Source organism: Streptomyces olivaceoviridis, assembly GCF_014650115.1.
Taxonomy (GTDB): Bacteria; Actinomycetota; Actinomycetes; order Streptomycetales; family Streptomycetaceae; genus Streptomyces; species Streptomyces olivaceoviridis.
This window is the reverse complement of record NZ_BMUI01000006.1, coordinates 210,444-235,083: the sequence shown is the minus strand read 5'-3', so window position 1 is coordinate 235,083 and position 24,640 is coordinate 210,444. Positions and strand designations below refer to the sequence as shown.

At 73.2% G+C, this 24,640-nt stretch carries 25 protein-coding genes and 2 pseudogenes; 17 read left to right on the top strand and 10 right to left on the bottom strand.

Annotation, left to right across the window (positions count from 1 at the left end; translation table 11 throughout):
• Positions 1–32: 32 nt before the first annotated feature.
• The gene (locus IE273_RS14410; protein WP_189815558.1) at positions 33–995 is read right to left on the bottom strand and encodes a right-handed parallel beta-helix repeat-containing protein; all 963 of its coding nucleotides are present in this window, start codon (positions 993–995) and stop codon (positions 33–35) included.
• 195 nt (positions 996–1,190) lie between these two features.
• On the opposite strand from IE273_RS14410, the gene IE273_RS14405 reads away from it, so the two are divergent.
• From IE273_RS14405 to IE273_RS14395, 3 genes are all read left to right on the top strand, one after another.
• Complete coding sequence (locus tag IE273_RS14405) at positions 1,191–2,129, top strand: PAC2 family protein (RefSeq protein ID WP_189815557.1); 939 nt, start codon at positions 1,191–1,193, stop codon at positions 2,127–2,129.
• A 45-nt stretch (positions 2,130–2,174) separates the two neighbouring features.
• Positions 2,175–2,828 carry a dephospho-CoA kinase gene (gene coaE / locus IE273_RS14400; protein WP_189815556.1) on the top strand — a complete coding sequence of 218 codons (654 nt, stop codon included), beginning with the start codon at positions 2,175–2,177 and terminating at the stop codon, positions 2,826–2,828.
• Between the two features lie 90 nt (positions 2,829–2,918).
• Positions 2,919–3,299 (top strand): tetratricopeptide repeat protein, encoded by a 381-nt coding sequence (locus IE273_RS14395; RefSeq protein ID WP_189815555.1) that lies wholly within the window; start codon positions 2,919–2,921, stop codon positions 3,297–3,299.
• Between the two features lie 110 nt (positions 3,300–3,409).
• Here the strand turns inward: IE273_RS14395 and IE273_RS14390 are convergent, their stop codons facing one another.
• Positions 3,410–3,733: a DUF6343 family protein gene (locus tag IE273_RS14390; RefSeq protein ID WP_189815554.1), complete on the bottom strand. Its 324-nt coding sequence runs from the start codon at positions 3,731–3,733 to the stop codon at positions 3,410–3,412.
• A gap of 130 nt (positions 3,734–3,863) precedes the next feature.
• On the opposite strand from IE273_RS14390, the gene IE273_RS14385 reads away from it, so the two are divergent.
• From IE273_RS14385 to IE273_RS14375, 3 genes are all read left to right on the top strand, one after another.
• Entirely contained in the window at positions 3,864–4,775 is a 912-nt protein-coding gene (locus tag IE273_RS14385) for an acyltransferase domain-containing protein (protein WP_189815553.1), read from the top strand.
• A 74-nt stretch (positions 4,776–4,849) separates the two neighbouring features.
• Complete coding sequence (locus tag IE273_RS14380; protein ID WP_189815710.1) at positions 4,850–5,530, top strand: class I SAM-dependent methyltransferase; 681 nt, start codon at positions 4,850–4,852, stop codon at positions 5,528–5,530.
• 147 nt (positions 5,531–5,677) lie between these two features.
• Positions 5,678–6,133, top strand: a complete 456-nt coding sequence (locus tag IE273_RS14375; protein WP_189815552.1) for a DoxX family protein — start codon at positions 5,678–5,680, stop codon at positions 6,131–6,133.
• Between the two features lie 78 nt (positions 6,134–6,211).
• Here the strand turns inward: IE273_RS14375 and IE273_RS14370 are convergent, their stop codons facing one another.
• Positions 6,212–6,991: an RNA-binding S4 domain-containing protein gene (locus tag IE273_RS14370; protein WP_189815551.1), complete on the bottom strand. Its 780-nt coding sequence runs from the start codon at positions 6,989–6,991 to the stop codon at positions 6,212–6,214.
• A 222-nt stretch (positions 6,992–7,213) separates the two neighbouring features.
• Here IE273_RS14370 and IE273_RS14365 point away from each other — a divergent pair, with 222 nt between their 5' ends.
• Complete coding sequence (locus IE273_RS14365; protein ID WP_189815550.1) at positions 7,214–7,909, top strand: uracil-DNA glycosylase; 696 nt, start codon at positions 7,214–7,216, stop codon at positions 7,907–7,909.
• A gap of 21 nt (positions 7,910–7,930) precedes the next feature.
• Here the strand turns inward: IE273_RS14365 and IE273_RS14360 are convergent, their stop codons facing one another.
• The gene (locus IE273_RS14360; RefSeq protein ID WP_189815549.1) at positions 7,931–8,632 is read right to left on the bottom strand and encodes a GntR family transcriptional regulator; all 702 of its coding nucleotides are present in this window, start codon (positions 8,630–8,632) and stop codon (positions 7,931–7,933) included.
• Positions 8,633–8,800: 168 nt separating this feature from the next.
• Between IE273_RS14360 and IE273_RS14355 the strand changes: the two genes are divergently transcribed.
• Both IE273_RS14355 and IE273_RS14350 read left to right on the top strand, forming a co-directional pair.
• On the top strand, positions 8,801–10,258 hold the full coding sequence (locus IE273_RS14355) for an NCS1 family nucleobase:cation symporter-1 (protein WP_189815548.1): 1,458 nt from the start codon (positions 8,801–8,803) through the stop codon (positions 10,256–10,258).
• Between the two features lie 5 nt (positions 10,259–10,263).
• Positions 10,264–10,986: an aspartate/glutamate racemase family protein gene (locus tag IE273_RS14350; protein ID WP_189815547.1), complete on the top strand. Its 723-nt coding sequence runs from the start codon at positions 10,264–10,266 to the stop codon at positions 10,984–10,986.
• 207 nt (positions 10,987–11,193) lie between these two features.
• On the opposite strand, the gene IE273_RS14345 is transcribed toward IE273_RS14350, so the two are convergent.
• Positions 11,194–11,649, bottom strand: coding sequence for a GNAT family N-acetyltransferase (locus IE273_RS14345; protein WP_189815546.1), 456 nt, complete (start codon positions 11,647–11,649; stop codon positions 11,194–11,196).
• A complete protein-coding gene (locus IE273_RS14340; protein ID WP_189815545.1) occupies positions 11,646–12,065 on the bottom strand; it encodes a RidA family protein in 420 nt (139 codons plus the stop codon). Before IE273_RS14340 ends, IE273_RS14345 begins: the two co-directional genes overlap by 4 nt.
• Before the next feature lie 162 nt (positions 12,066–12,227).
• Between IE273_RS14340 and IE273_RS14335 the strand changes: the two genes are divergently transcribed.
• The 5 genes and pseudogenes from IE273_RS14335 to IE273_RS14315 all read left to right on the top strand — a co-directional run bounded on the left by IE273_RS14335 (position 12,228) and on the right by IE273_RS14315 (position 16,695).
• Positions 12,228–12,995, top strand: a complete 768-nt coding sequence (locus IE273_RS14335; protein WP_189815544.1) for a nucleotidyltransferase family protein — start codon at positions 12,228–12,230, stop codon at positions 12,993–12,995.
• Positions 12,996–13,122: 127 nt separating this feature from the next.
• A complete protein-coding gene (locus IE273_RS14330; protein ID WP_189815543.1) occupies positions 13,123–14,982 on the top strand; it encodes an FUSC family protein in 1,860 nt (619 codons plus the stop codon).
• A gap of 5 nt (positions 14,983–14,987) precedes the next feature.
• Positions 14,988–15,500, top strand: a pseudogene (locus tag IE273_RS14325) (amidohydrolase family protein); the annotation flags it as partial.
• 150 nt (positions 15,501–15,650) lie between these two features.
• Positions 15,651–16,322 carry a DUF899 domain-containing protein gene (locus tag IE273_RS14320; protein ID WP_189815709.1) on the top strand — a complete coding sequence of 224 codons (672 nt, stop codon included), beginning with the start codon at positions 15,651–15,653 and terminating at the stop codon, positions 16,320–16,322.
• A gap of 196 nt (positions 16,323–16,518) precedes the next feature.
• Positions 16,519–16,695, top strand: a complete 177-nt coding sequence (locus IE273_RS14315) for a DUF8839 family protein (RefSeq protein ID WP_014672054.1) — start codon at positions 16,519–16,521, stop codon at positions 16,693–16,695.
• 15 nt (positions 16,696–16,710) lie between these two features.
• On the opposite strand, the gene IE273_RS14310 is transcribed toward IE273_RS14315, so the two are convergent.
• The 3 genes and pseudogenes from IE273_RS14310 to IE273_RS14300 form a co-directional block, all read right to left on the bottom strand.
• The gene (locus IE273_RS14310) at positions 16,711–18,888 is read right to left on the bottom strand and encodes an ABC transporter ATP-binding protein (protein WP_189815542.1); all 2,178 of its coding nucleotides are present in this window, start codon (positions 18,886–18,888) and stop codon (positions 16,711–16,713) included.
• A gap of 281 nt (positions 18,889–19,169) precedes the next feature.
• The gene (locus IE273_RS14305) at positions 19,170–19,607 is read right to left on the bottom strand and encodes a hypothetical protein (RefSeq protein ID WP_189815541.1); all 438 of its coding nucleotides are present in this window, start codon (positions 19,605–19,607) and stop codon (positions 19,170–19,172) included.
• A 512-nt stretch (positions 19,608–20,119) separates the two neighbouring features.
• Positions 20,120–20,794 (bottom strand): annotated as a pseudogene (locus IE273_RS14300) (ATP-binding protein); the annotation flags it as partial.
• Between the two features lie 202 nt (positions 20,795–20,996).
• On the opposite strand from IE273_RS14300, the gene IE273_RS14295 reads away from it, so the two are divergent.
• The 3 genes from IE273_RS14295 (at position 20,997) to IE273_RS14285 (ending at position 23,008) form a co-directional block, all read left to right on the top strand.
• A complete protein-coding gene (locus IE273_RS14295) occupies positions 20,997–21,857 on the top strand; it encodes a Sco1979 family transcriptional regulator (RefSeq protein ID WP_189815540.1) in 861 nt (286 codons plus the stop codon).
• Entirely contained in the window at positions 21,858–22,112 is a 255-nt protein-coding gene (locus IE273_RS14290; protein WP_171157330.1) for a DUF397 domain-containing protein, read from the top strand.
• Positions 22,113–22,198: 86 nt separating this feature from the next.
• Positions 22,199–23,008, top strand: a complete 810-nt coding sequence (locus tag IE273_RS14285; protein WP_189815539.1) for an SAM-dependent methyltransferase — start codon at positions 22,199–22,201, stop codon at positions 23,006–23,008.
• Between the two features lie 161 nt (positions 23,009–23,169).
• Here IE273_RS14285 and pdxR read toward each other — a convergent pair whose 3' ends face one another.
• Positions 23,170–24,609, bottom strand: coding sequence for a MocR-like pyridoxine biosynthesis transcription factor PdxR (gene pdxR, locus IE273_RS14280; protein WP_189815538.1), 1,440 nt, complete (start codon positions 24,607–24,609; stop codon positions 23,170–23,172).
• Positions 24,610–24,640: the final 31 nt, after the last annotated feature.

Here is a 24,640-nt window from a genome sequence, read left to right as displayed (position 1 = left end):
CCGTACCTTTCGAGGTGCGGCCCCTCAGGCGTTCACGGGGTCACCGCGATGTTGGTCAGGCCCTTGCCGCCCGTCACCGTGTTGCTGCTGTGGACCGTCGTGGTGCAGCCGGCGCCGAAGTTGGTGACGTTGATCGCCAGCCGGGTGGTCCCGGTGGCGGTCGTCAAGTTTGACTTGTTGCCCTTGAAGATCGTGTCGCAGCCCCAGCCGGGCTGCTGGGTGTGGGTCTGGTAGCCGTCGTTGCTGGTCGCGGTGCCGGTGTTGTCCTGGACGAGGACGTCGTTGCCCTTCACGTCGACCCAGGAGTCGTCGTAGTTGGCGCCGGTCAGGCCGCCGCCGTCGAAGGTGTTGCCGATGATCCGTGCGCCGGTCGTGCCCTCCTTGATGTCGACGTTCTCGCCGCCCACGCCGGGACCGATCGTGTTGCCCAGGATCTGGATGCGGTCGCTCTTGTCGGACAGTGTGTTCGCGGTCCCGACGTAGACGCCCTCGCCCATGCCGCGGCCGTCGTTCCCGGTGTCGTAGATCCTGGAGTTCCTGATCACGCCGTCCGTGCTGGAGGTGCGGAAGTGCACGCCCTCCATGTCCAGGCCGTGGACCGTGACGCCGTCGACCACGACCCCCCTGGCCGCGTCGATCATGATGCCCTTCTGGCCGCCGGTGACGGTCACGCCCTGGACCGTCCAGTAGGAGGCGCCGTTCAGATGCAGGCCGTAGCCGCCGCCGGCGGTGAGCACGGCCCCGGGGGAGCCGGTGAGGGTGATGCGGGCGGACGCCGTGGCCGGTGTCGTCGCCTTGAAGTTCCCGGTGTACGTGCCGTCCGCCAGGTGGATCGTGTCGCCGGGCCCGGCGGCGCCGAGCGCGGTCTTCAGCTGGGCCGCGGTCGTCACCTCGATCGTGGTGGCGGCCGAGGCCGGGCCGGCGGTGGTCAGGAACAGTCCGCCGGCGGTGAGGGCCGCGGCGAACAGGGGGGGGAGCGGCGTGCGTATGCGCATGGGGTGCCTTCCTGTCGCGCCGTTCCTCATACGTGAACGACGACCGGGATGCTGAACTCGGCTGCCGTGAAGGTAGGGACCAGGTGACGGGTCGTCAAGGTGTCCCGCAAGAGATCGCTGATCAGCGGCGTGTCGCGGGAATTCCGCTGTTCCGGGGCGCGTTAGTCATGGGGAACACGAGGAGGAGCGGTCACAGTGCTTGATCCGCAGGGTTTGTACGCATGGGAGCCGAAGGGCCTCGCCGTGGTGGACATGGCGCTCGCCCAGGAGTCGGCCGGCCTTGTCATGCTCTACCACTTCGACGGATACATCGACGCGGGCGAGACCGGCGACCAGATCGTCGACCGGCTGCTCGACTCACTGCCCCACCAGGTCGTGGCCCGGTTCGACCACGACCGGCTCGTGGACTACCGCGCCCGCCGGCCCCTGCTGACCTTCAAGCAGGACCGCTGGACCGGCTACGAGACCCCGGCCATCGAGGTGCGCCTCGTCCAGGACGCCACCGGTGCCCCGTTCCTGCTGCTGTCCGGCCCCGAGCCCGACGTGGAGTGGGAGCGGTTCGCGGCGGCCGTGCGGCAGATAGTGGAGCGGCTCGGCGTCCGCCTGTCCGTGAACTTCCACGGCATCCCCATGGGCGTCCCGCACACCCGCCCCGTGGGCCTGACCCCGCACGGCAACCGCACCGACCTCGTCCCCGGCCACCGCAGCCCCTTCGAGGAGGCGCAGGTGCCCGGCAGCGCCGAGTCGCTGCTCGAATACCGCCTCATGGAGGCCGGGCACGACGTCCTGGGCGTCGCCGCGCACGTCCCGCACTACATCGCCCGTTCGCCGTACCCCGACGCCGCTCTGACCGTCCTGGAGGCCATCACGGCCGCCACCGGCTTGGTCCTGCCCGGCGTCGCGCACGCGCTGCGCAACGACGCGCACCGCACGCAGACCGAGATCGACCGGCAGATCCAGGAGGGCGACGAGGAACTGACCGCGCTCGTCCAGGGCCTTGAGCACCAGTACGACGCCGCGGCGGGTGCCGAGACCAGGGGCAACATGCTCGCCGAGCCCGTGGACATCCCGTCGGCCGACGAGATCGGGCGCGAGTTCGAGCGCTTCCTGGCGGAGCGCGAGGGCGACAACTGACCTCCGCCGGTTCCGCCGGCACGGACAGGGCCTAAGCTTCCGCTCATGCTGACAGTGGGCCTGACCGGCGGGATCGGCGCCGGCAAGAGCGAGGTGTCGCGGCTGCTCGTGCGGCACGGGGCCGTACTGATCGACGCGGACCGCATCGCGCGCGAGGTCGTGGCGCCCGGCACGCCCGGTCTCGCGGCCGTGGTCGACGCCTTCGGAACGGACATCCTCGCCGCCGACGGCAGCCTCGACCGGCCCCGGCTCGGTTCGATCGTCTTCGCCGACCCCGAGAAGCTCGCCCTCCTCAACTCGATCGTGCACCCCTTGGTGGGCGCCCGTTCCCGCGAACTGGAGAGAGCCGCGGCCGAGGACGCCGTGGTGGTCCACGACGTGCCCCTGCTCACCGAGAACGGCCTCGCCCCGCTCTACGACGTGGTGATCGTCGTGGACGCGAGCCCCGCGACCCAGCTCGACCGGCTGGTACGGCTGCGCGGGATGACCGAGGAGGACGCACGCGCACGTATGGCCGCGCAGGCGAGCCGTGAGCAGCGCCGGGAGATCGCGGACATCGTGATCGACAACGACGTACCCCTGGACGCGCTGACTAGGCGCGTCGCCGAGGTCTGGGACGACCTCGCACGCCGGGCACGGCAGGCCGGCGCGGCCCCGAAGGACGCGGGCGGCGCGGACGGCGCGGACAGTACGGGATAGAAGGTGTGGAACGGCCGGTACGGCATGCCGGTACGGAATAGCGGTCCGGCTCGGGGCGTTGAAGGGCGGGAGTGAGGGAAGGACTCTGCCGTGCCCGAGACCAGCGGTTCCACCGGACGTACTCCGGAAACGCATGTCATCGATTTCCGTGCCGCGGAGCAACTGCTCAACGCGCGGGACCCGCGGGGCGCGGTGAAGCTGCTCGACGGAGTCATCGGCGCGCACCCCGAGAACACCGCCGCCCGGCTGCTGCGCGCCCGCGCCTTCTTCGCCGCGGCGCAACTGCGTCCCGCCGAGCTTGAGTTCACCATCGTGCTGGAGCGCGAGCCGGACAACGCGTACGCGCACTTCGCGCTGGCCCGCACCTACGAGCGCCAGGGCCGCCCCGACCAGGCCAAGCGCCACTTCCGGCTGGCGGCGGCGCTGGACCCCAACCCGCAGTACCTGAAGGCGGCACGCTTCGAGGAGTGACGGCGCGACGGTGGGCGACCGGGCGGGCGGTCGAGGCGGCTGCCAGCCGTCCCCTTCACTGCCCCGGACACCGAGCGGCCATGGGGAGGCGGGGGCCGGTTGTCGGCCGGTTACGGGTGGTGGTGTCTCGGTGGCCCTCGCAACGGGCGGCGGTGTCTGCGTGGCTCCGGATACGGCGGTCCGTCCGACGGCTGGTACGGCGGTACGTCCCGGCCCGGCTGGTAGTGCGGGCCCTGCCGGATGTGCCGGAGGATCACGATCATGTCGACGGTGATCAGCAGCCACAGCACCCCGCAGGCCGCCGCCCAGCCCGGGCGCCCGACCAGCGCGAACGCCGCCGTGCCGAAGACCGCCCAGCACAGTCCCCACAGGCTCAGCCAGAACCGCGCCCGCAGGGCACTGCGCGCGGTCGCCGGTTCACTGCCCGTACGCATCGGATCACCACTCCTGTCTGCAACGTACTCTTCGACGACGACGTGCATCAACACTCGCGACGAGGCGGCGGGACCCCTCGATGAGGGGGTGTGACGAGGCCGTCCGCCGAATGCCGAAGGGGGACCGCTCGTGCTGCCGGACGCCGACGACCTGCCCGCACTGCTCCTCGACCTGGCCGTGCCGCACGAGGACGTCAACGAACTCGTCGCCCAGTGGCGCGGGCTGACCGGTGATCCCGGCACCATCCGGCTCCTGGCGGAATGCGTCGAGGAGATCTTCCGCGAGCCGGAGGACACGGGCCGCACGCCCGCGCTGCCCGATCTGCTCGCCTCGGCTCCGGCCGATCTGAGGGACACCTTCGCCGTGCACGTCCTCCTCGCCGCGCTCCCGCGTACCCAGGCGCGCCACCGGGCCCGAGGCGTCCCGGCCGAGGTCTCCCGGCGCACCCTGGCCGACCTGGGCCGTCACCTCGCCGTGCACCGCAGACGGCACGGCAGGGCCGGGGTGCAGTCGTGGCGCTGGCTGGTCCGGCACTTCCGCGGCGAGCTGTACCAGCTCGGGCGGCTCCAGTTCGAGCGCGCACGGCTCGGGGACCGCGACGCGCTTGTGACGGCGCCGATCGGACTGGACGCGGCGCCCGGAACGCCCTGCCTGAACCTGCACATCCCCGACTTCCACGGCCCGCTGACCCCGTCCGCCTGCGACCGCTCCCTGGTGCTGGCCCGGGAGTTCTTCGCCCGGTGCTTCCCCGAGGAGCGGCCGGTGGCGGTGCTGTGCCACTCCTGGCTGCTGGACCCGCAGTTGCGGTGGTACCTGCCCGCCGAATCCAACATCCTGCGCTTCCAGGAGCGGTTCCGCATCGCCCGGGAGGAGAGCGAGCCGGCCGACACCGAGCCCGTCCAGTTCGTCTTCGGGGACCCGGACCTGCCGGTGGCCACGCTGCCCCGCCGGACGTCCGTGGAGCGGGCGGTCGGGGACCATCTGCGGGCCGGTGGCCACTGGTACATCGGGCACGGGTGGTTCCCGTTCCGGGCTGAATAGCTCGAACGAGTGAACTGGGGGAGGGTGGGAACGGGCGTGCGGGCGCGGGCCGTTGTCCGGGCATGAGGATCGAGATGCGTGAGGGCTACGAGGGCACGGGACCGGGTGCGATCACCCCGGACGGCTGCGCGGTCGAGTTGTACGCGCGACTGCCGGTGGGCGAGGAGCCGGACATCATCGCCGCGGCGGTGCCGGCCGGGGCGCACATCCTGGAACTCGGCAGCGGGGTGGGCCGGGTGACCCATCCGCTGCTGGAGCGCGGCTTCACGGTGACGGCGGTGGACGAGTCGGCCGACATGCTGGCCCGGGTCCGTGGAGCGCGCACGATACGCAGCTCCATCGAGGACCTCGACCTGGGTGAGACGTTCGACGTGGTGATGCTCGCGTCGTTCCTGGTGCACGCCGGTGACGAGGAGGTGCGCAGGGGCATCCTGAGGACCTGCGCCCGGCATGTGGCGGACGGTGGCTGCGTGCTGATCCAGCGCGAGGGCGCGGACTATCACACCGACGTGCCCAGGGAGCGGGTCGACCCGAGTGGCTTCACCGTGCGGATCGCCTCGGTGGAGCCGGCCGGGGAGGGGGTGGACTCGGTCCGCGCGGAGTATGTCTTCCCGGACGCGGTGTGGACGCAGACGTTCCTCTCCAGACCCCTGACGAAGGAGCGGTTCGAGTCGGCGCTGGCGGAAGCGGGACTGGAGGTGGACACGTATCTGACCCCGGACGGGATGTGGGTCCGGGCGGTGCCCTCGGCGTAGGCACCCCGGCTCCCGCGCACGGTTCGTTCATCCCGGGGGCGGGAGGGCGAGCGTTCTCGACCGGCGAGGTGTCGGCCGATGAGTTCCGGACCGCCGGCCGGTCTGCCTCGGTGACAGCAATCGGGACCGCTTCACCTGGAGACCGTCATGTCCGAGACCACCGTTCCCGTCAGCTCCACGACGACGTCCGCCGCGGTCTCCGCCGGCGCGCTCACCGGCCGGGCGCGCGGAGCCCGGGTCGCCCTGCGCGTGGTGCAGGTGCTGCTCGCGCTGTTCTACGGCATGGCGAGCGCCTTGCCCAAGCTCATGGCGCACCCCACGGCCGTCGAGTCCTTCGACAGAATCGGCTGGGGCAGCGGGGCCATGTACACCATCGGCGCGCTCGAACTCGCCGGAGCGACAGCGCTGTTGGTGCCGGTGCTGCAATCCGTGGCGGCGATCGCCCTCGGTGCGCTCATGGTGGGGGCGTTCATCGTCCAGGTCACCGCATTCGACGGCCAGAACGCGGCGACCCCGCTGATCCTGATCGCGCCCCTCGCCCTGATCGCCTGGACCCGCCGAGCGCACAACGGGAAGCTGCTGCGGCTGCTGGGCCGACGGTGACAGTGGTGCCGTCGGCCGGGTGAGGGGCTCCGGTTGACGCGGCAGCTGACGGCCTGGCGCGGGCCCGGTCCCGGCAGCTCAGCGTCCGCGCGGTCGCCCTCCCGAGCCGCCGGAGCCACCCGTGTCGCCGAAGCCACCCGAGCCGCCGGAGGTGCCGCGTCCTCCGGAGCCACCGCGTCCGCCGGAAGAACCGGAGCCACCGTGTCCGCCACGACCGCCGTGTCCGCCACGACCGCCGGACCCGCCACGGCTGCCCGACCCGCCACGGCCGCCGGGCCCGCCGGATGTGCCGGGTCCGCCCAGTTCGGTCAAGCCGGGGAAGCCCGCGGGGATGCTCGGGCCGGCGACACCGCGGAGGCGTTCCAGCTCGCGGCGGTCCCGCTTGGTGGGGCGGCCGGTGCCGCGGTCGCGGAGGCCGGCGGGGGCGATGGCCTCGCGGGGCGGAGGCGGAGGGGAGTTGTCGATGTAGCACTGGGCGGCCACGGGCGCGCCCACCCGCTTGCGGATCAGGTGCTTGACGATCACGATCCGTTCCCGGCCCTCGTGTCGCATCCGCACCTCGTCGCCGACGCGCACGGAGTAGGCGGGCTTCACCCGCTCGCCGTTCACCTGCACATGCCCGCCACGGCAGGCGGCGGCACCGAGGGAGCGGGTCTTGATCAGGCGGACGGCCCAGATCCAGCTGTCGATGCGGACGGTCTCGCCGTCGGCGGGCCCGGCGGCCTCGGCGGCGGCCACCGCTGCGGCGATCTTGGGATCGACTGATCGGCCGGCGGGGGCGGAGGCGGTCGCGCCCGGCTCGCCGGTTCCCTCGGCGGTCCCACGGTCCACGTTCTCGTCCGCGTCATCGGTAGCCATGCACCGACCTTAACGCCCCGGACCCACGGACCCGGAAGCGTTTTCGCGGTGGCCGCGGTAGGCCCTCGCAGCTCCCGTGCCCCGGCTCACCAGCGGAGCCGGACCTCGACGGGTGGTGCCTCGAGGCCGGCGGCGGTGGCGCGCCGGGCACCGGCCGTGTCGCGGGTCCCGCCGCATGCGGCCTCTGCGCAGCGGACCGTCCGCACGGCATACCGTGGCCGCATGGACGACAGCAGTGCCCTCGCCCGGCTCGACCGGCGCGTCGCGGACTGCCGGGCGTGCCCCCGGCTGGTCGAATGGCGTGAGGAGGTGGCCCGTACGAAGCGGGCCGCGTTCGCCGACTGGACGTACTGGGGGCGGCCGGTGCCGGGGTTCGGGCCGGCCGACGCGCGGCTGGCGATCATCGGGTTGGCCCCGGCCGCGCACGGCGGGAACCGCACCGGCCGGATGTTCACCGGGGACCGTTCGGGAGACGTGCTGTACCAGGCGCTGTACGACGTGGGACTCGCCTCGCAGCCCACCTCGGTCAGCGCCGACGACGGGCTTGAGCTGTACGGCGTGCGGATCACGGCGCCCGTGCACTGCGCACCGCCCGCCAACAAGCCGACGCCGGGTGAGCGCGACACCTGCCGCCCCTGGCTGGTCCAGGAGCTCAGGCTGCTCCGGCCGACCCTGCGGGCCGTGGTCGTGCTCGGCGCCTTCGGCTGGCAGGCCGCGCTGCCCGCGTTCGCGGAGGCGGGCTGGACCGTGCCCCGCCCCCGCCCGGCCTTCGCCCACGGCACCCGGGTCGCGCTCGACGGCCTGGACCTCTTCGGCTGCTTCCACGTCAGCCAGCGCAACACCTTCACCGGCCGGCTCACCGCCGACATGCTCCGCGAGGTGCTGCGCACGGCGGCGGAGGCGGCCGGACTGCCGTAGCGCTCGCGGGCGCGGGGTGCCTCAGCCTGCGTCGGTCCCGGGGGCGTCCGCCGGGTCCGGTCCGAACAGGTGCCGCACCGTCGAGCGGTAGTTGGCGCGGACGTGGCCGAGGGCGTGGGCGCGGGCGCGGTCGGGGTCGCCGGAGGCGATGGCGTCGTACAACTCGCGGTGCTCGGTGAGGAGCTGGGGCCACTCCTCGTTCCGCCGGGTGAGCCAGCGCAGGCGGCCGTCGACCGGTTCCATGACGGAGATCAGCAGGCTGTTGCCGGCCATGGCGAGGACGCGGTCGTGGAAGCGCGTGTTGATGTCCGTGATGGCCTCGGCGTCGTCCTCCTTCGTCGCCCGGGCCGCCTGGTCGAGCAGGTCCCGCAGCTCCGCCAGGGCCTCGGGGGTCGCCCGGGACGCCGCCAGCCCGGCCGCGTAGACCTCCAGGGCCTCGCGCAGTTCGAAGAGTTCGCGGACGTCGGCGGGGGTGAGCCGGCGTACGACCGTGCGGCGGGCCGACTCGAAGAGGACGAACCCCTCGGCGACCAGGGCGCGGATCGCTTCCCGCACCGGTACCCGCGAGACGCCGAACCGCTCGGCGAGTTCCCGCTCGACGAGCCGGTCACCGGGGCCGAGGCGCCCGGCGATGATGTCCTCCCGCAGGCTCGCCAGGACGCGTTCGCGCACCGCGCCCAGGGGTTCGGTCTTCGCCCTTCCGGGGCTCGTCGTGGGGGTCATGGGCCCATCTTCGCCGAAACCGGGGGACTTTTACGGGGCCGTAACGGCGACGACATCGGTCCGAACGCTTGACGGCGGGACCATGACCGCAGTTTGGTATACCAAACGCGCTCGTCCGGCACTCAAAGGAGAGCCGCCGTCCTCCGTCCCCTCGCCCATGGAGGTCCCGTGTCCCTGGCCGACCGCGCCGCAGCCACCGGCGCCCCCGCGTTCGTCCCCGATCCCCGCCTCGTCAACGAGGACCTCGCTCCCGCGAAGCAGCGGAACTGGAAGGTCTTCGACCTGTTCGCCATGTGGATGTCCGACGTCCACAACCTCGGCAACTACACCTTCGCCGCCGGCCTGCTGGTCCTCGGCATGAACGTCTGGCAGGTCTTCACCGCGCTCCTCGTCGGCTTCGTGCTGATCTACGCCGGCATGAACCGCATGGGACGGATCGGCCAGCGGCACGGCGTGCCGTTCCCGGTCGTCAGCCGCATCAGCTTCGGCGTCTGGGGCGCCAACATCCCGGCGCTGATCAGGGCCGTGATCGCCATCATGTGGTACGGCATCCAGACCTATTTGGCCTCCGTCGCCGTCAATGTGATGCTGCTGGCGGCCTGGCCGGGCCTGGAGTCGCTGACGCACCCCTCCTTCCTCGGCCTGGACGCGCTCGGCTGGATCTCCTTCGTCTCGCTCTGGCTCCTCCAGGCGCTGATCATCAGCCGGGGCATGGAGTCGGTGCGGAAGTTCCAGGACTTCTGCGGTCCGGCGATCTGGCTGGTGATGATCGCGCTGGCGCTGTGGGTCCTGGCCAAGGCCCACTGGAGCATCTCGCTGACCTCCACCCCGCACCCGGTTTCGGTGGGCGAGCAGTGGCGCCAGTGGTTCGGCGCGATCGGGCTCATCCTCGCCACCTACGGCACGCTGATGCTCAACTTCTGCGACTTCTCCCGCTTCGCGCCCGACGACCGGACCGTCCGGCGCGGCAACTTCTGGGGCCTGCCCATCAACTCCACGGCGTTCGTGGTCGTCTCGGTCATCGTCACGGCGGGCTCGCTGGAGGCGTTCGGGCAGGCCATCACCGACCCGGCGGAGCTGGTCGCCAAGGTGGGCAACACCTGGGTGCTCGTCTTCGGCGCCCTGACCTTCGCCATCGCCACCATGGGCGTCAACATCGTCGCCAACTTCGTCTCACCGGCGTACGACCTCGCCAACGTCTGGCCGCAGAAGATCACCTTCAAGGTCGGCGGCATGATCAGCACGGTGGCGGCCCTGGTGGTCACCCCCTGGAACCTCTTCTCCAACCCGACCGTCGTCAACTACTTCCTCGGTGGACTCGGCGCCTTCCTGGGCCCGCTGTTCGGCGTGATCATGGTCGACTACTACTGGGTCAAGCGCGGCCGGATCGACGTCGACGCGCTGTTCGACGCCCGGCCCGGCACCGCGTACCACTACCGCAAGGGGGTCAACCCCAAGGCGCTGTGGGCGTTCCTGCCGGCCGCCGCGGTCGCCGCCGTCCTCGCGCTCGTGCACGGCTTCAGTGACGTCTCCCCCTACTCCTGGTTCATCGGCACGGCCCTCGCCGCGGGTGTGTACGCGGCGCTGTGCCGACGGGAACGCGCGACGGCGGGGCAGGAGGGCTGACGGACGTGCGGATCATCGTCACCAACTGCAACACCACGGGGCAGATGACGGAGGAGATCGTCCGAGGTGCCCGTGCCGCGGCGGGTCCGGGCACCACCGTGGCCGGACTCACGCCCACCTGGGGCCCCGAGTCCGCCGAGGGCTGGCTGGACAGCTACCTGTCCGCCGCGGCCGTCCTCGACGCGCTGCGGACGTACGACGGTCCCGCCTACGACGCGGTCGTGCTGGCCGGGTTCGGGGAGCACGGGCGGGAGGGCGTGCGGGAGTTGGTGGACGTACCGGTCGTGGACATCACCGAGGCCGCGGCCCACCTCGCCTGTCTCCTCGGGCGTCGCTACGGCGTCGTCACCACCCTCGACCGGTCCTGCGGCCTGATCGAGGACAGCCTGGAGACGGCGGGCGTGGCGCGCAACTGCGCCGCCGTCGTCGGCACCGGCCTCGGTGTGCTCGACCTCGCGCGGGACCAGGCCCGCACGGAGTCGGCGTTCCTGGCCGCCGCCGAACGCGCCCGGGAGGCCGGCGCCGAGGTCCTGGTCCTGGGCTGCGCCGGGATGACGGGGCTGCACCGGGCGGTGGGGGAGAAGCTCGGGATGCCGGTGGTCGACGGCGTCGGGGCGGCCGTCAGACTCGCGGAGTCGCTGGTGGGGCTGGGACTGACGACGAGCCGGGCGGGCGGTTACGCGCGGCCACTGCCCAAGGGGAGGGCGTGGGGGCGACCGGCGGGGTGAGCCGGCAGCCACGGCTCCCGGCGCGGGCGGCCCCGGGCACCGGACGTGTTCGTCGCGGTCGCTATACGTACCGGACGTGTTCGTCGCGGTCGCTATACGTACCGGACGTGTTCGTCGCGGTCGCTATACGTACCGGACGTGTTCGTTACGGTCGCTATACGTACCGGACGTGACCGTTACGGTCGCCAGACGTACCCGACGTGACCGTCACGGACGCCAGACGTACCGGACGTCCGGCTCCCGCTCCTCGTTCCCGCTGCCGTCCGTGTACTCGGCGGCGACGAACCCGTGCCGCTCGTAGAAGCGGTGGGCGGGCTTGTTGACCTGGAAGGTCCACAGGCTGAGGCCCTGGGGACCGCGTCCCTTGGCCAGTGCCATGAACCGGTCCCCGATGCCCCGCCCCCGCCACCGCGGGTCCAGGTACAGCTGGGACAGCGACTCCCCGTCTAGGACCATCAGGCCGACCACCCCGGCCCCGGCCGCCTCGGCCACCCAGGTCTCCCGGAGCGGCACCACGACGTCCCGGATGTAGTCCCGCACCTCGTCGTCGGTGTGCGGCCGGACGACCGTCGGCAGCGCGGCGTCGAAGGAGCGCAGATAGACGTCGGCGGCGGCGCGGGCGTCCGCCGCGACCGCGCGACGGAGGACGACCGTCTCCGTCATCCGTCGTCTCCCGCCCGCTCCGGCACCACGGCGGTGGCCGTGATCTCCACCAGCTGACCGGTGTAGCCGAGGCAGGCGACGCCGAGCAGGGTGGAGGAGTGCGGGCCCGTGCTCAGCCCCGAGGACTCCACCACCTCCCACACCGCGGACAGCACCGAGGGCTCACCGCTCACGACGTACACGTCCGTCGCCAGCACGTGCGCCAAGTCACTGCCGACGACACGGAGTTGTTCCCGCAGGTTGGCGATGACCTGCTCGGCCTGCCGTACGGGATCGCCGGGGCCGACGATCTCTCCCCGCTCGTCGAGGGGCACGGCCCCGGCGAGGAACGCGAGCTTCGTGCCGGCCTCGACGACGGAGGCGTGGGAGTAGGCGGGCGGGGGGAAGAGGGCGGGGGCGGTGACGCGCCGGATCACGGTGAGCGGCTCCTCTGACGACTACGGTCGGCGGGCAACTTTCCGATGATCGGACCTTCTCGGGTCTGCCCGCATCCGAATTACGCGCGCGCCCAGGCCCCTCGCAGGTGCTCACCGGAATTCCAGGAGCGGACTCCGGTGCGGCTGCGCCAGGCTGAGGGCATGCCGCAGTCCTCCGACGCCGACTTCCTCGCCACCACCGCCGACCGCCTGGCCGCCCTGCCCACCGTGCGGGCGGTGGCCCTCGGCGGTTCCCGCGCCGAGGGCACCCACCGCCCGGACAGCGACTGGGACCTGGCCGTCTACTACCGAGGCCCCTTCGACCCCGGTGACCTGCGCGCCCTCGGCTGGCCGGGCGAGGTCTCCGACATCGGCGGCTGGGGCGGCGGTGTCTTCAACGGCGGAGCCTGGCTGACCATCGACGAGCGCCGGGTCGACGTGCACTACCGGGACCTGGACGTCGTCGCACACGAGCTGGCCGAGGCGGAGGAGGGCCGCTTCCGGGTGGAGCCGCTGCTGTTCCACCTGGCCGGGATCCCCACCTACCTGGTCGTCGCCGAACTGGCGCTCAACCAGGTCCTGCGCGGCGACCTCCCACGCCCGGCCGGCTACCCACCCGCACTTGCCCGCACCGCCTTCGACCGCTGGTCCGGCACCGCCCGCGCCACCCTCTCCTACGCCAAGGCCCACCACGCCCCCCACGCCCGCCTCACCGAAACCGCAGGCGCCCTGGCGACAGCCGCCACCCAGGCCGCCCACGCCGTCCTCGCGGCCCGCGGCGCATGGGTGACCAACGACAAGCGCCTCCTGGAGCGGGCGGGGCTGCGGGGGATCGACGCGGTCGTGGGCGCGCTGCGGGCCGAGCCCGGCGCCCTCGCCGATGCCGTGACCGCGGCCGAGGACATCGTCGTCGAGGCGTTGCGTTCATAAAGAAACCGCGCACCTGGCACCTTTCACCTGCCTGAAACGTGAGCGCACCGTTCGCGCGGGGAACGCGATCTACTGTGGAGGTACCTCCACCGGCCACCGTCGTCCGAAGGCCCACCCCCGCCCTCGTATGAACAGGAGCCCCGTGTCGCGGCGCGCTGTACCCCTCTGGCTCGCTCATGCCCTCCGCGCCCAGCGCGGTCCCGTTCCCTGGAGCGCCGTGTGCCGGGGAGCGCTCGCCGCCGGGCCGCTGCTGCTGGCCGGGATGGTCAGCGGGCGGACGGCCGCCGGCGTGCTCGCCGCCATCGGTGCGATGCTCGCCGGCATCAACGACCGGCCCGGCAGCCGGCGCGCGTCCGTGAAGCGGCTCGGGGTGCCCGCACTGGCCGGGGCACTGGGGCTGTTCCTCGGCACGTACGCCGGGCAGGGCCTGGCCGCCGTACCGCTGACCCTCGCGCTCACCGGGCTGGGGCTGGTGGCCGGCGGCATCAGCGCGGTCGGGCCCGTCGCCTCCGCCGTCGGCACCCAGTTGCTCGTCGCCGCGGCCATCGGCGCCGGGATGCCCGCGGCCGAGAGCGGGTGGCAGCGGGCCCTGGCCTTCCTGGCCGGCGCGGGCTGGCTGCTGGCACTGCGGCTCGCCCTGCCCACCCCCGGTTCGCTCGCCGGTGACTTCCGGTTCGACGGCGAGCGGGAGGCGGTCGCCGATGTGTACGACGCCATCGCCGCGCTCGTCGACGCCGTGGGCGGAGAGCACGCCACCGCCCGGCGGGCCGCGCTGACCGCCGCGCTCGACCACGCCCAGGACGCCCTCGCCGGACCCCGGCTGCGCCGGTACGCCGGCTGCGCCGCCGAACGCCGGCTGCATGCCCGGTTCGCGGCGGCCCTGCCCCTGGCCGAGGCCGCGACCGCCCTGTACTGGGCGGCAGAAGCCGTGCCGGCGCGGGCGGCGGAGGGCCCCCGGCGGCTCGCCGCCGCCGTCCGCGGCAACACCGGCACCGGCCCGCTGCCCGCGCCGCACCGGTCGGCCCCCGCCCTGCGCGCCCTGGACGACGCCCTGCTGCGCGCCGCCGACGCCTTCGACCGGGGCGAGGGCGCCCACCGCGGGCTGCTCGGCCGCCGCCGCAGCTTCCGGCACGCCCTGCGGGCCGCGCTGGGCACCGGCGGGCGCGAGTACGGGCTGCGCGTCGCCCTCTGCTTCGGCGCCAGCGCCGCCATCGCCCAGGCCCTGCACCACGCCCGCTGGTACGGACAGCACGAGCACTGGTACTGGCTGCCCGCCACCGCCGTCTTCCTCGTCAAGCCCGACCTCGGCCCGCTCGCCTCACGGGTGCTGTGCCGGGCCGCCGGGACCGTGCTCGGCGCCCTGGTGTTCGCCGGCCTCGCCGCGCTGCTGCCCCGCCCGGCCGGGCTGGTCGCGCTGGTGGCGGTCAGCGGCGCGGTCATACCGGTCGCCACCCGGCACTTCGCGGCGCTCACCGCGGCCGTCACCGTCCTCGTCCTCGCCCTGGTCATGGCCGGCGGGGAGCCGCAGGCCTCGGTCAGCCGGATCGGTGAGACGCTGCTGGCCTGCGCGCTCGTGCTGGTCGTGGGGCATCTGCCGATGCCGGGGAAACGCGGCGGCGGGGTACGGGCCCGGCTCGCCGCGGCCGGCAGCGCCGCCGACGCCTATCTCCTGCACGTCCTCGGCGAATCCGGCGACCGCGCCGAGCGGTGGGCGCTGCGCCGGGAGGCCTACCGGACCCTCGCCGAGGCCCGGACCGCCATCGCCGTCGCCGCCGCCGAACTGCCCGCCCTCGCCCGGCACACGGAGGGCACGGACGCCGTCGCCGAGGTGCTGGAACGGCTCGTGGACACGACCACGGCCTGCGCCGTGCACCTCGACGAGACCGGCCGGCTCACCCCCCGGCACCTGAGCCGGCTCCGGGACGCGCTGGGGGAGCTGGAGCGGCGGGGGATGCGGGAGCCGGCAGGCGCGGCGGCTGCCGCATAGCCGTATCCGCGCCCCGCGGCTGCCTCAGGTTCGCCTGGCCGACGACCGCTCCGGTACGGGCCCTGCGCGCGGCCGGCGTCCCCGTCGGCCTCGCCGCCGACGGTACCGCCTCCGACGACTCCCTCGACGTGGGGGAGGCGATGGCGCTGACGTCCCTGATCCAGCAGTCCACCGAGGGCGACCGCGCCGGCCGACCTCCCGCCAGGCCCCGCGCCACGCCACGCGACAGAGCGCCCGCGCGGTCGGGCTCGGCGACCGGGTCGGCACTCTCGCGCCCGGCCGGCGCGCCGACACCGCCCTCGTCGACCGCACCGGCCCGCACACCCAGCCGGTGCACGACCTCACCGCCACCCTCGTGCACAGCGCCCGCCGCCGACGTCCGCACGACGGTCGTCGACGGCCGCGCGCCGATGCGGGACCGCGAACTGCCCACCCGCGACGGACCGGCGGTCGTGCGCGAACTGACGGACCGGCTGCCCGCGCTGACCGCACGCGACCACGGGCGACGCCTCCAGGAGGTACGACACCTGAGCGGCCGGCGGGCGCGCTCAGTCCGCCCCTGGCCGGAAGCCGGGCAGGACTTGGCCGAAAAATCCTCCGTCCCCCGCGATGAGTTCCGCTGCCGCCGGCGGTCACCACCCCGAACCGACCGTCGGACAGGAGGGCCCATGTCTCACCCGGAGATCGTCTCGCGCGAGCAGTGGCGCGCGGCGCGCGAGGAGTTGCTGCGCAAGGAAGAGGCGGTCAGACGGGTGCGCGAGATACTGGGCGCCGAGCGCCGGCGGCTGCCCATGGTCGAGGTCGACCCGGAGTACGTCTTCGAGGGCGGCGACGGCAAGGCCACCCTGCTCGACCTGTTCGAGGGACGGACCCAGCTCGTCGTCCACCACTTCATGTTCGCCCCGGAGTGGGAGACCGGCTGCCCCTGCTGCGCGGCCTTCCTGGACCAGGTCGGCCACCTCGCCCACCTGCGCGCCCGGAACACCTCCTTCGCGGTCGTCTCCCGGGCACCGTTCACCCGGATCCTGCCGTTCAAGGCCCGGATGGGGTGGGCGGTGCCCTGGTACTCCTCGGCGCACGGCGACGACGGCGACCGCGGCTCCGGCCGCGACTTCAACCGCGACTTCGAGGCCACCGTCGAGTCGGGCGGCGAGCTGGTCGAGCGTCCGGGCCTGAGCTGCTTCCTGCGCGACCGCGACCGGGTCTTCCACACCTACTCCGTGTACGACGACGGGCTGGACGGACTGGGCACCACCACGGCCCTGCTCGACCTGACCGCACTCGGCCGCAGCCCGGCCGGAAGCGAGGGGCTTCGGCTGCATGACGAGTACGACTACTGATGCTGGAGGCGCGGATGCCGACACGGACTGTTCGATCACTGATACGGAGCGTGCGGTTCGTGTCACAAGGTGAACGGATCCTCACGGTCCGCGCCGACCCGGTGTCGACAATGTCTCAGTCCCGTCACTGACCGAGCCGTTTCCCCTCTCCAGGGCGTTAACTCCCTACACGTACGACGCTTCCTGGAGGTGCGAGATGGTGAACGGGCGAACGGTGCTCGAACGCTTTCCCGCCGGTGGTCCCCGGGGTTCCTGGCCCGCGGAGGAGTTCGCGCACGCGCGGCGACTGGAAGGCCTGCCCGCCGAGGTCGTCATGGACCTCGCGACGGACACCTTCCTGGTGATCGTCCGCGGTGGCGAGACGGTCGACTGAGCCGGTCCGGGGGACTCAGGCCGGCTTGGGGGCCGCCACGCGCGCCGTGAACTGCTGCGCCTGGAGGGAGTACAGCTCCGCGTAGACACCGCCCCTGGACAGCAGTTCCTCCGGGGTGCCGGACTCCACTAGGCGCCCCTGCTCCAGCACGTGCACCAGGTCGGCATGCCGGACCGAGGCCAGCCGGTGGGTGATCAGGACGACCGTCTGCCCGCCGCCGGCCAGCGCCCGGATCTTCTCGAACACCTCCAGCTCGGCCCGCGCGTCCAGCGCCGCCGTCGGCTCGTCCACGATCAGGATGCTCCCACGCCGATAGGCCGCCCGGGCGATGCCGAGCCGCTGCCACTGGCCGCCGGACAGCTCGTGTCCGCCGCTGAAGTTCCGGGCCAGCAGGGTGTCCAGGCCGCGCGGCAGGTCCGCGACCACGTCCTCGGCGCCCGCCTCGGCGATCGACGTGGCCAGCCGTTCCTCGGTCATCGGCGCGGTGGAACGGCCGACGGCCACGTTGACCCGGGCGGTGAACGGCCAGCGCTTGAAGTCCTGGGCCACCATCGCGATGCGCTCGGCGAGCAGCCGCCGGTCGGCACGCGCCGCGTCGACGCCGTCCCACAGGATCCGGCCCCGGTCCGGCGTGTACAGCCCCGCGAGCAGCTTGACCAGCGTGGTCTTGCCCGAGCCGTTCTCACCGACGAGCGCGATGATCCGGCCGAGGGGGAGAGTGAGGGTGACGTTGTCGAGGGCGGGGCGGGGGGTGGTGCCGCTCGGGGGCCTGCCGGGCGGGTGTTCTCCGGTCGGGTTTGCCGGGGTCGCGTGTTCTCCGGTCGGGTGTTCTCGGAGCGCGTGTCCTCCGGTTGGGTGTTCTCGGGTCGCGTGTTCCCCGGTTGGGTGTTCTCGAGGCCCGGCCTCTCCGGTCGGGTGGGGGACGGTCGCAGACGCAGCGGCTGCGTGGTCACCGGCCGGGTGCTGTTCGGGTTCGGCCGGGGGCTCGTCGTGCGGGTAACTGAAGGTGACGTTCTCGAAGCGGATCTCCCGGGGGTCCTCCGGCAGCGGCTCGCCGCCCGCCGGGATGGCCCGCTCGGCCGCCGCGGCGTACAGCCGCTGGAGATCGCCCACGAACAGAGCCTCCTCGTGCAGCTGGTTGATCTCCAGCACCAGCGTGTCCAGGCTCGCCGCACCCGTGCGGATCGCGATCACCGCCGTACCGGCCACCGCCAGGGCCATCGCGCCGGCGAGCAGCAGCGCGCCCAGCGTCGCGTACGTGGCGAGGGTCGCCAGGCCCGTCCAGGCCGCGGCGATCAGACCGGTCCGCGCGGCCAGCCGGGACAGCCGTGCCTGCTCCGCCTCCGCGGTCTCCGACATGGACCGGAAGTGGCGCAGCAGGAACGGGCCCACACCGTGCACCCGGATCTCCGGGGCGGCGGTCGGCTCGGTGAGCAGGCCGCTGATCAGCTGACCGGCCCGCGCGTGCTGCACCCAGGTGTGGAAGGACTCGTAGCGGCGCCGGGCGTTGGTCAGCGCGCTCCAGGCGCTGGGCAGGGTCATGGTGACCAGCAGGGGCAGCAGCGCCGGATGCAGCACGGTGAGCACGCCCGCCGCGGCGACCAGCGAGATCATCGCGTTGATCACCCGGGTGCTGTAGCCGATCATGTGCCGGGCGGACCGGGCGCCGTACTGGGCCGTGTCCAGCAGTTTGTGGAAGGCGTGGTCCTCGATCGCGGCCAGCTCGACGTTCGCCGCCCGCTCCAGGTACAGCTCGGTCGCCACCCGCTCCACCTTGGGTTCCAGCCGTCCGGTGGCGTAGACGGAGGCGGCCCGCAGCAACGCGGCGACCAGGGTCACGACGGCCATCACCACGAGGGCGGGGGTGGCCGCGCGCAGCCGTTGCTCGATGTCGGGGCCGGTGAGCAGCTTGCCGAGCGCGTTGTTCACGGCCAGCAGGCTCACCGCCTGGGCCACGCCCCGGCCCGCCTCGGCGGCGAGCACCACCCGCGCGGCCCGCGCGTCCGCCTGCCGGGCCAGCCGGAGACTGGACGACAGCATGCCGGGCAGCCGGGTCAGCATCGCCCGGAAGGTCAGCGCGAGGAAGGCGTCCGCGTGCTGGTTCCAGCCCATGTCGTACCGCAGCGGTCCGCCGAACAGCAGCCGCTCCGACGCCGACACCACCGGCTCGGCCGCCGCCCGCTTCTTCCTCACCGTGACCTCCCGGACCCCGACGGAACGGCCACTATTCCGGCCGGGACACCGGCTCGGCAGGGCGCGAGCAGACGTACGAGGGGCGCGGAGGGAGCACGATCCGCGTGAGCTGCGCGGTGGGCGGACGCTGGGTGGCCTGTGGGGGCCTGACGGGGGCTGGGGGACTGGGGGACCGGGGGCCTGGGCGGTGAGGGCGGTGGTTCGGGCTGGGGCAGCGGCGGTGGCGCCGGACGGCACGCGCGCCGGGACGGCGGCGACGGCCGGCGCCCGGGCGGCAACGGTTACGCCGAGACCGCCCGGGACCAGTCCGGAGCCGTTCCCGTCACCCGGCACAGGGCCAGGTACAGCGGGATCGGCGGGGTGTACGGAACCGTGCCGTCCGGGCGATGGATGAGCCGGGCGGGGCCGGTGGCCAGGGCACCGACGGCGTAGTGGGCCGGGGACGGCCAGGGCAGGGCGTAGTCGGAGTCCGACGGAACGATCCACCACCAGTGGGAGCCGTCGGCGTACACGCATCCCAGCCGTGGCAGCCGGGGTACGACGAGCGGGCCGAGGCGGTCGGGCACGGCGACGGCGTCGCAGCCGAGCGGGGCCGTCATGCCGTCCGGCAGGGACAGACGGCGGCCCGGATCAGGGGCCGGGCGCCGGCGTTGCAGTCGTACCAGCGTGTCCAGACCGATGGCGTGCTCCTTGCTGCCACCGGGCCGCCCGCCGGTCACGGCCGCTCCCCGTGAAGGCGGGGCGCCGGTGTGTCGTGCGGGTGCTGTTCCGGAGCCTCAGTGCGCGAGTGCTGCTTCGGAGCCTCAGTGCGCGAGTGCTGTTCCGGAAGCCCGGCGTGCGGGTGCTGCTTCGGAGCCCCGTCGTGCGGCTGTTGCTCCGCCGCCCCATACCCGTGCTGCTCGGGCAGCCGGCGCAGCGGTTGCCCGGCGGGGAGGTTCCGGTGACGCCCCGGCTCCCCCCGCCCGTGCGACCCGGGCGCATCCGGCCCGGACTGCCCACGCGTCTCGGACCCGACTTGCCCCCGCGTCTCAGACCCATGCGTCTCAGGCCCCCGCGTCTCAGGCCCGAGCTGTCCGGCCCTCCCAGGCCCGTCCAGCCGAGGAGTCCGCCGTTGCTGCTCCGGTAGGGCGTCCCGGCGGTGTTCCGAGGCCGCGTCCCCGTGCTGCCCAAAGGACGCGTCCCGGTGTCCCTCCGGCAGGGCGTTCCGGTGCTGCTGCCCCGGTGACGTACCCCGCTCCTCCTCCGGCGCCACCCGCCCACTCGCCTCGGCCGGCCGGCCGTCGTCGGAGTCGTCCGGGCGGCCCGGCTTGGGGCGGGCGCCCCAGCCCAGGTCGTCGCGCGGCTCGGCGGCGTCCGGGGCGGGGGCGTCCGGGGCGACGGCGTCGTCCTGGCGGGCCAGCTCGGCCCAGACCAGCAGCCCCGAGCCGTGCTCCTGGGCACCCCAGGCCCGGCACAGCGCGTCGACGAGAAGCAACCCCCTCCCGTGCTCCTCGTCAGGTCGCTGCGGGGACGGGTGGGGTTCGCCAGGAGCACAGCCCTCGTCACGTACGGCTATGCGCACCATGTCGTCGTGCTCGTGCAGCTCGCACACGACCCGGCCGCTCGCGGTGTGCACGATCGCGTTCGTGACCAGCTCGGATATGACCAGGGCGGCGCTGTCGCAGGTGTCCGCGCACACCGCCCAGCCGGACAGCCGAGCGTGCGTCAGGCGTCTGGCCCGGGCGACGGAACCGGGATGTGCGGCCAGCTCGAAGCGGAACCTGCGCTCGGCAGTGCCCCCCTGGGAGGTCGCCGCCTCCCCCACGTTCGAACCGGCTCGCGCGGGGGAACCCCCATCGGCGCCGAGACCGGAACGGTCTGCGGCGGCGTCTGTTCCTAAAGGCGCGGACGGAATCACGCCTGCCACTATCGCTCTGCTATGGACACTTGGCAAGAGTCACTCTGAAAATTGCAGAGTGCTGTGTGACTCGGTCAGGGCTCGTGGCAGACTGCTCGCAACAGCACGTCGCGCGGCGCCAATTGGAGTCGTCGGAGGTCCGGCCCGGTCTTCGAATGAATCTTCGAACGGCGCCGCAGGGCTGTAGTGAACTTTCGGTGGAGGTGGGAGCGTGAGCGAACCGCGGTCCGCGCCGACGGTGGGCCAGGTGGTCCTCGGCCGGCGCCTGCTGGACCTGCGGGAACGCGCCGGACTGAAGCGCGAGGAGGCCGCCCGCGTCCTCCGTGTCGCCCCCGCCACCGTCCGCCGCATGGAGATGGCCGAGGTCTCCCTCAAGATCCCGTACCTCCAACTGCTGCTGAGGGCCTACGGCGTCCCCGACGACGAGGCCGAGCTCTTCGTCCAGTTGGCCGAGGAGGCGAACAGGCCCGGCTGGTGGCAGCGGTTCCATGACATCCTGCCGGGCTGGTTCTCGATGTACGTCAGCCTGGAGGGCGCGGCCAGCCTCATCCGCTCCTACGAACCGCACTTCGTCCCCGGCCTGCTGCAAACCGAGGACTACGCGCGCGGGGTGCTGAAATCCGGTGCCGTCGGCCAGACGAGCCCGGAGGACATCGAGCGGCACGTCGCGCTGCGCATGCAACGCCAGCAACTTCTCACCCGTCCCGACGCCCCCCGCTTCTGGGTGGTGATGGACGAGACCGCCCTGCGCCGCCCGGTCGGCGACCCGGAGGTGATGCGTGCGCAGATCGACAAGTTGCTCGACGCCACGAAGCTGCCCCATGTGACGCTCCAGGTCGCCCCGTTCGCCAACGGGCCGCACCCGGGGACGTACGGGCCCTTCGTGCTGTTCCGATTTGCCATGTCAGAACTGCCGGACATGGTCTACAGCGAGTACCTGACCGGCGCCGTCTACCTCGACGCGCGCACCGAGGTGGCGACCCACCTGGAGGTCATGGACCGCATGGCGGCGCAGGCCGCCACGGCACAACGCACGAAGGAGATCCTCCGGGATCTCCGCAAGGAGCTGTGAATGGATCGCATCAAGCCGCGCGGACACGTCTACAACGGCATGCCCGCGCGGGAGTTGGGCAGCGAGGGGTGGCACAAGCCCTGGAGCGGCGGCAACGGCGGCAACTGCCTGGAGGCCATGAAGCTGGCCGACGGACGGATCGCCGTGCGCCAGTCGACCGACCCGGACGGGCCGGCCCTGATCTACACCACGGCCGAGATGACCGCGTTCATAGAGGGTGCCAAGGCGGGGGAGGCCGATTTCCTGCTGTCCTGACGCCGACGTGTGTTGTTTATCGGTCAACTCCCTTACTGTGACCACGATTTGATCAGCCATCGCGTCCCACGCTTACGGAGTTCCGCATGACAGGGCAGAACCCGACGGCCATCGAGATCGACACCAACAAACCGCATCCCGCCCGGATGTACGACTGGTATCTCGGCGGCAGGGACAACTACCCCGTCGACGAGGCGCTGGGCCGGCAGATGCTGGCCCTCGACCCCCGGGTGCCGGTGATGGCCCGCGTCAACCGCGCGTTCATGCACCGCGCCACGCGCTGGCTGGCCCAGCAGGGCGTACGGCAGTTCCTGGACATCGGCACCGGCATACCCACCGAGCCGAACCTGCACCAGGTCGCCCAGCGGATCGCGCCCGACGCCCGGGTCGTCTACTGCGACAACGACCCGATCGTGCTGGCCCACGCGTCGGCCCTGCTGCGCAGCACCCCGGAGGGCGTCACCGAGTACCTTCAGGCCGATGTCCGCGACCCGGACGCGATCATCGAGGGCGCCCGGCGCATCCTGGACCTGGACCGGCCGGTCGCCCTCTCCCTGGTCGCCCTGCTCCACTTCATCCCCGACGAGGACGGCGCGCACGCCCTCGTCTCCCGGCTGCTGTCCGCCCTGCCGTCCGGCAGCTACCTGATGATGACCCACGCCACGGCCGACTTCACGCCCGAGGAGTCGGCGGCGGCCGTCGAGAAACTGAAGGCCGCCGGCGTCACCCTCGCCCTGCGTTCCCGCGAGGAGTTCGCCCGCTTCTTCACGGGCCTCGACCTGGTCGACCCCGGCGTCGAGATCGTCCACAAGTGGCACCCCGACCTGGGCGAACCGGTCCCGGGCCAGGACGACGGCGTCATCCCGGGGTACGGGGCGGTGGCACGCAAGCCATAGGCCGGGATCCCCGCCCCGGCTTCCCCGGGCAATTCCTGCCCCGCCCCGGCCTCCCGGGGCGATCCTTGCCCCGCCCTGGCTTATCCCGGGCGATCCCTGCCTCATCCCGGTTTCCCGGGGCGATCCTTGCCCCGCCCTGGCTTTCCCGGGCGATCCCGGCCTCACCCCGGCGGCAGCACCCCGCACAGTGCCTCCAGCGCGGACCCGTAGGCGTGTTCGGCCGGGGCCGCGTAACCCACCACCAGGCCGTCGCCGGCATCCGTCGGACTCCGCGGATGCCGGAACGCGGCGAGACCGTCGAGGGCGACACCCCGCCACACGGCGGCCCGCACCGTCGACCGCTCCGTGCCGGGCGGCAGCCGCAGCACCGCGTGCAGCCCGGCCGCGATCCCCGCCACCTCGATGTGCGGCGCCTGCGCGGCGAGCGCGGCGAGGAGCCGGTCCCGCCTCCGCCGGTACCGCTGCCGCATACGCCGCACATGACGGTCGTACGACCCACAGGCGACGAAGTCCGCGAGGGCGAGCTGGTCCGGCACGCTCGCCCACCCCTCCCGCTCGCCCTTCGCCGCCAGCACCGGCGCCACATACCGCTGCGGCAGGACCATCCAGCCCAGCCGCAGCGCCGGCGACAGGCTCTTGCTGACCGACCCGATGTGGATCACCCGCTCGGGATCGAGCCCCTGGAGCGCCCCGACGGGCCGGCGGTCGTACCGGAACTCGCCGTCGTAGTCGTCCTCCAGCACCACCGCCCCCCGCGCGCGTGCCCAGCCGATCACCGCCGCCCGGCGCTCCGGGTGCAGCGGGCCGCCGGTCGGGAACTGGTGCGCGGGCGTCAGCAGCACCGCCCGCTCGCGCCCGAGCGCGTCCACCCGCGCCCCGTGCTCGTCCAGCGGCAGCGGTACGGTGCGCACGCCGGCCGCCGCGAGCAGTTCCCGGTGGAACCCCAGCCCGTACGCCTCCACGCCGAGCGGACCACGCAGCACCCCGCCCGCACCCGGTCCGTCCCGGACGCCCCGGCCGAAGAGGAGCCGCAGCGCGTGCGCGAAACCGGAGCAGATCACGATCCGGTCCGGCTCGGTCCGCACCCCACGCGCGCGGGCCAGATACTCCGTCAGGATCTCGCGCAGCTCGCGGCGCCCGGCGGGATCGCCCGGCCCGAACGCCTCGTTCGGCGCCGCCTGGAGCGCCCGGCGGTACGAGGCCGCCCACGCCGCGCGCGGAAAGGCCGACGCGTCCGGCGCCCCCTGCCGCAGGTCGTGCCCCGGCCCCCGCGCGCGCGAAGGTGCCTCGACGGGCGTTCGTACGGTGTCACGCAGCGGCTCTGCCCGCTCCGCCACCCGCGTCCCGGAACCCTGCCGGGCGGTCAGCCAGCCCTCCGCGACCAGCTCGGCGTACGCGTCGGCCACCGTGTTGCGGGCCACCCCCAGGTCCGCGGCGAGCGACCGGTACGGCGGCAACCGGGTGCCCGGCGCCAGCCGTCCGCCGCGCACGGCCTCGCGCAGTGCCCTGGTCAGCGCCGCCCGCCGGCCCCCCGGTCCCGACAGCTCCAGGTGCAGGTCCGCACCGATCCGCTCCGCGGAATTGACCCACGATTCCGTCATGGAAATGCACCCTACAGTCGGTCTTTCCGGC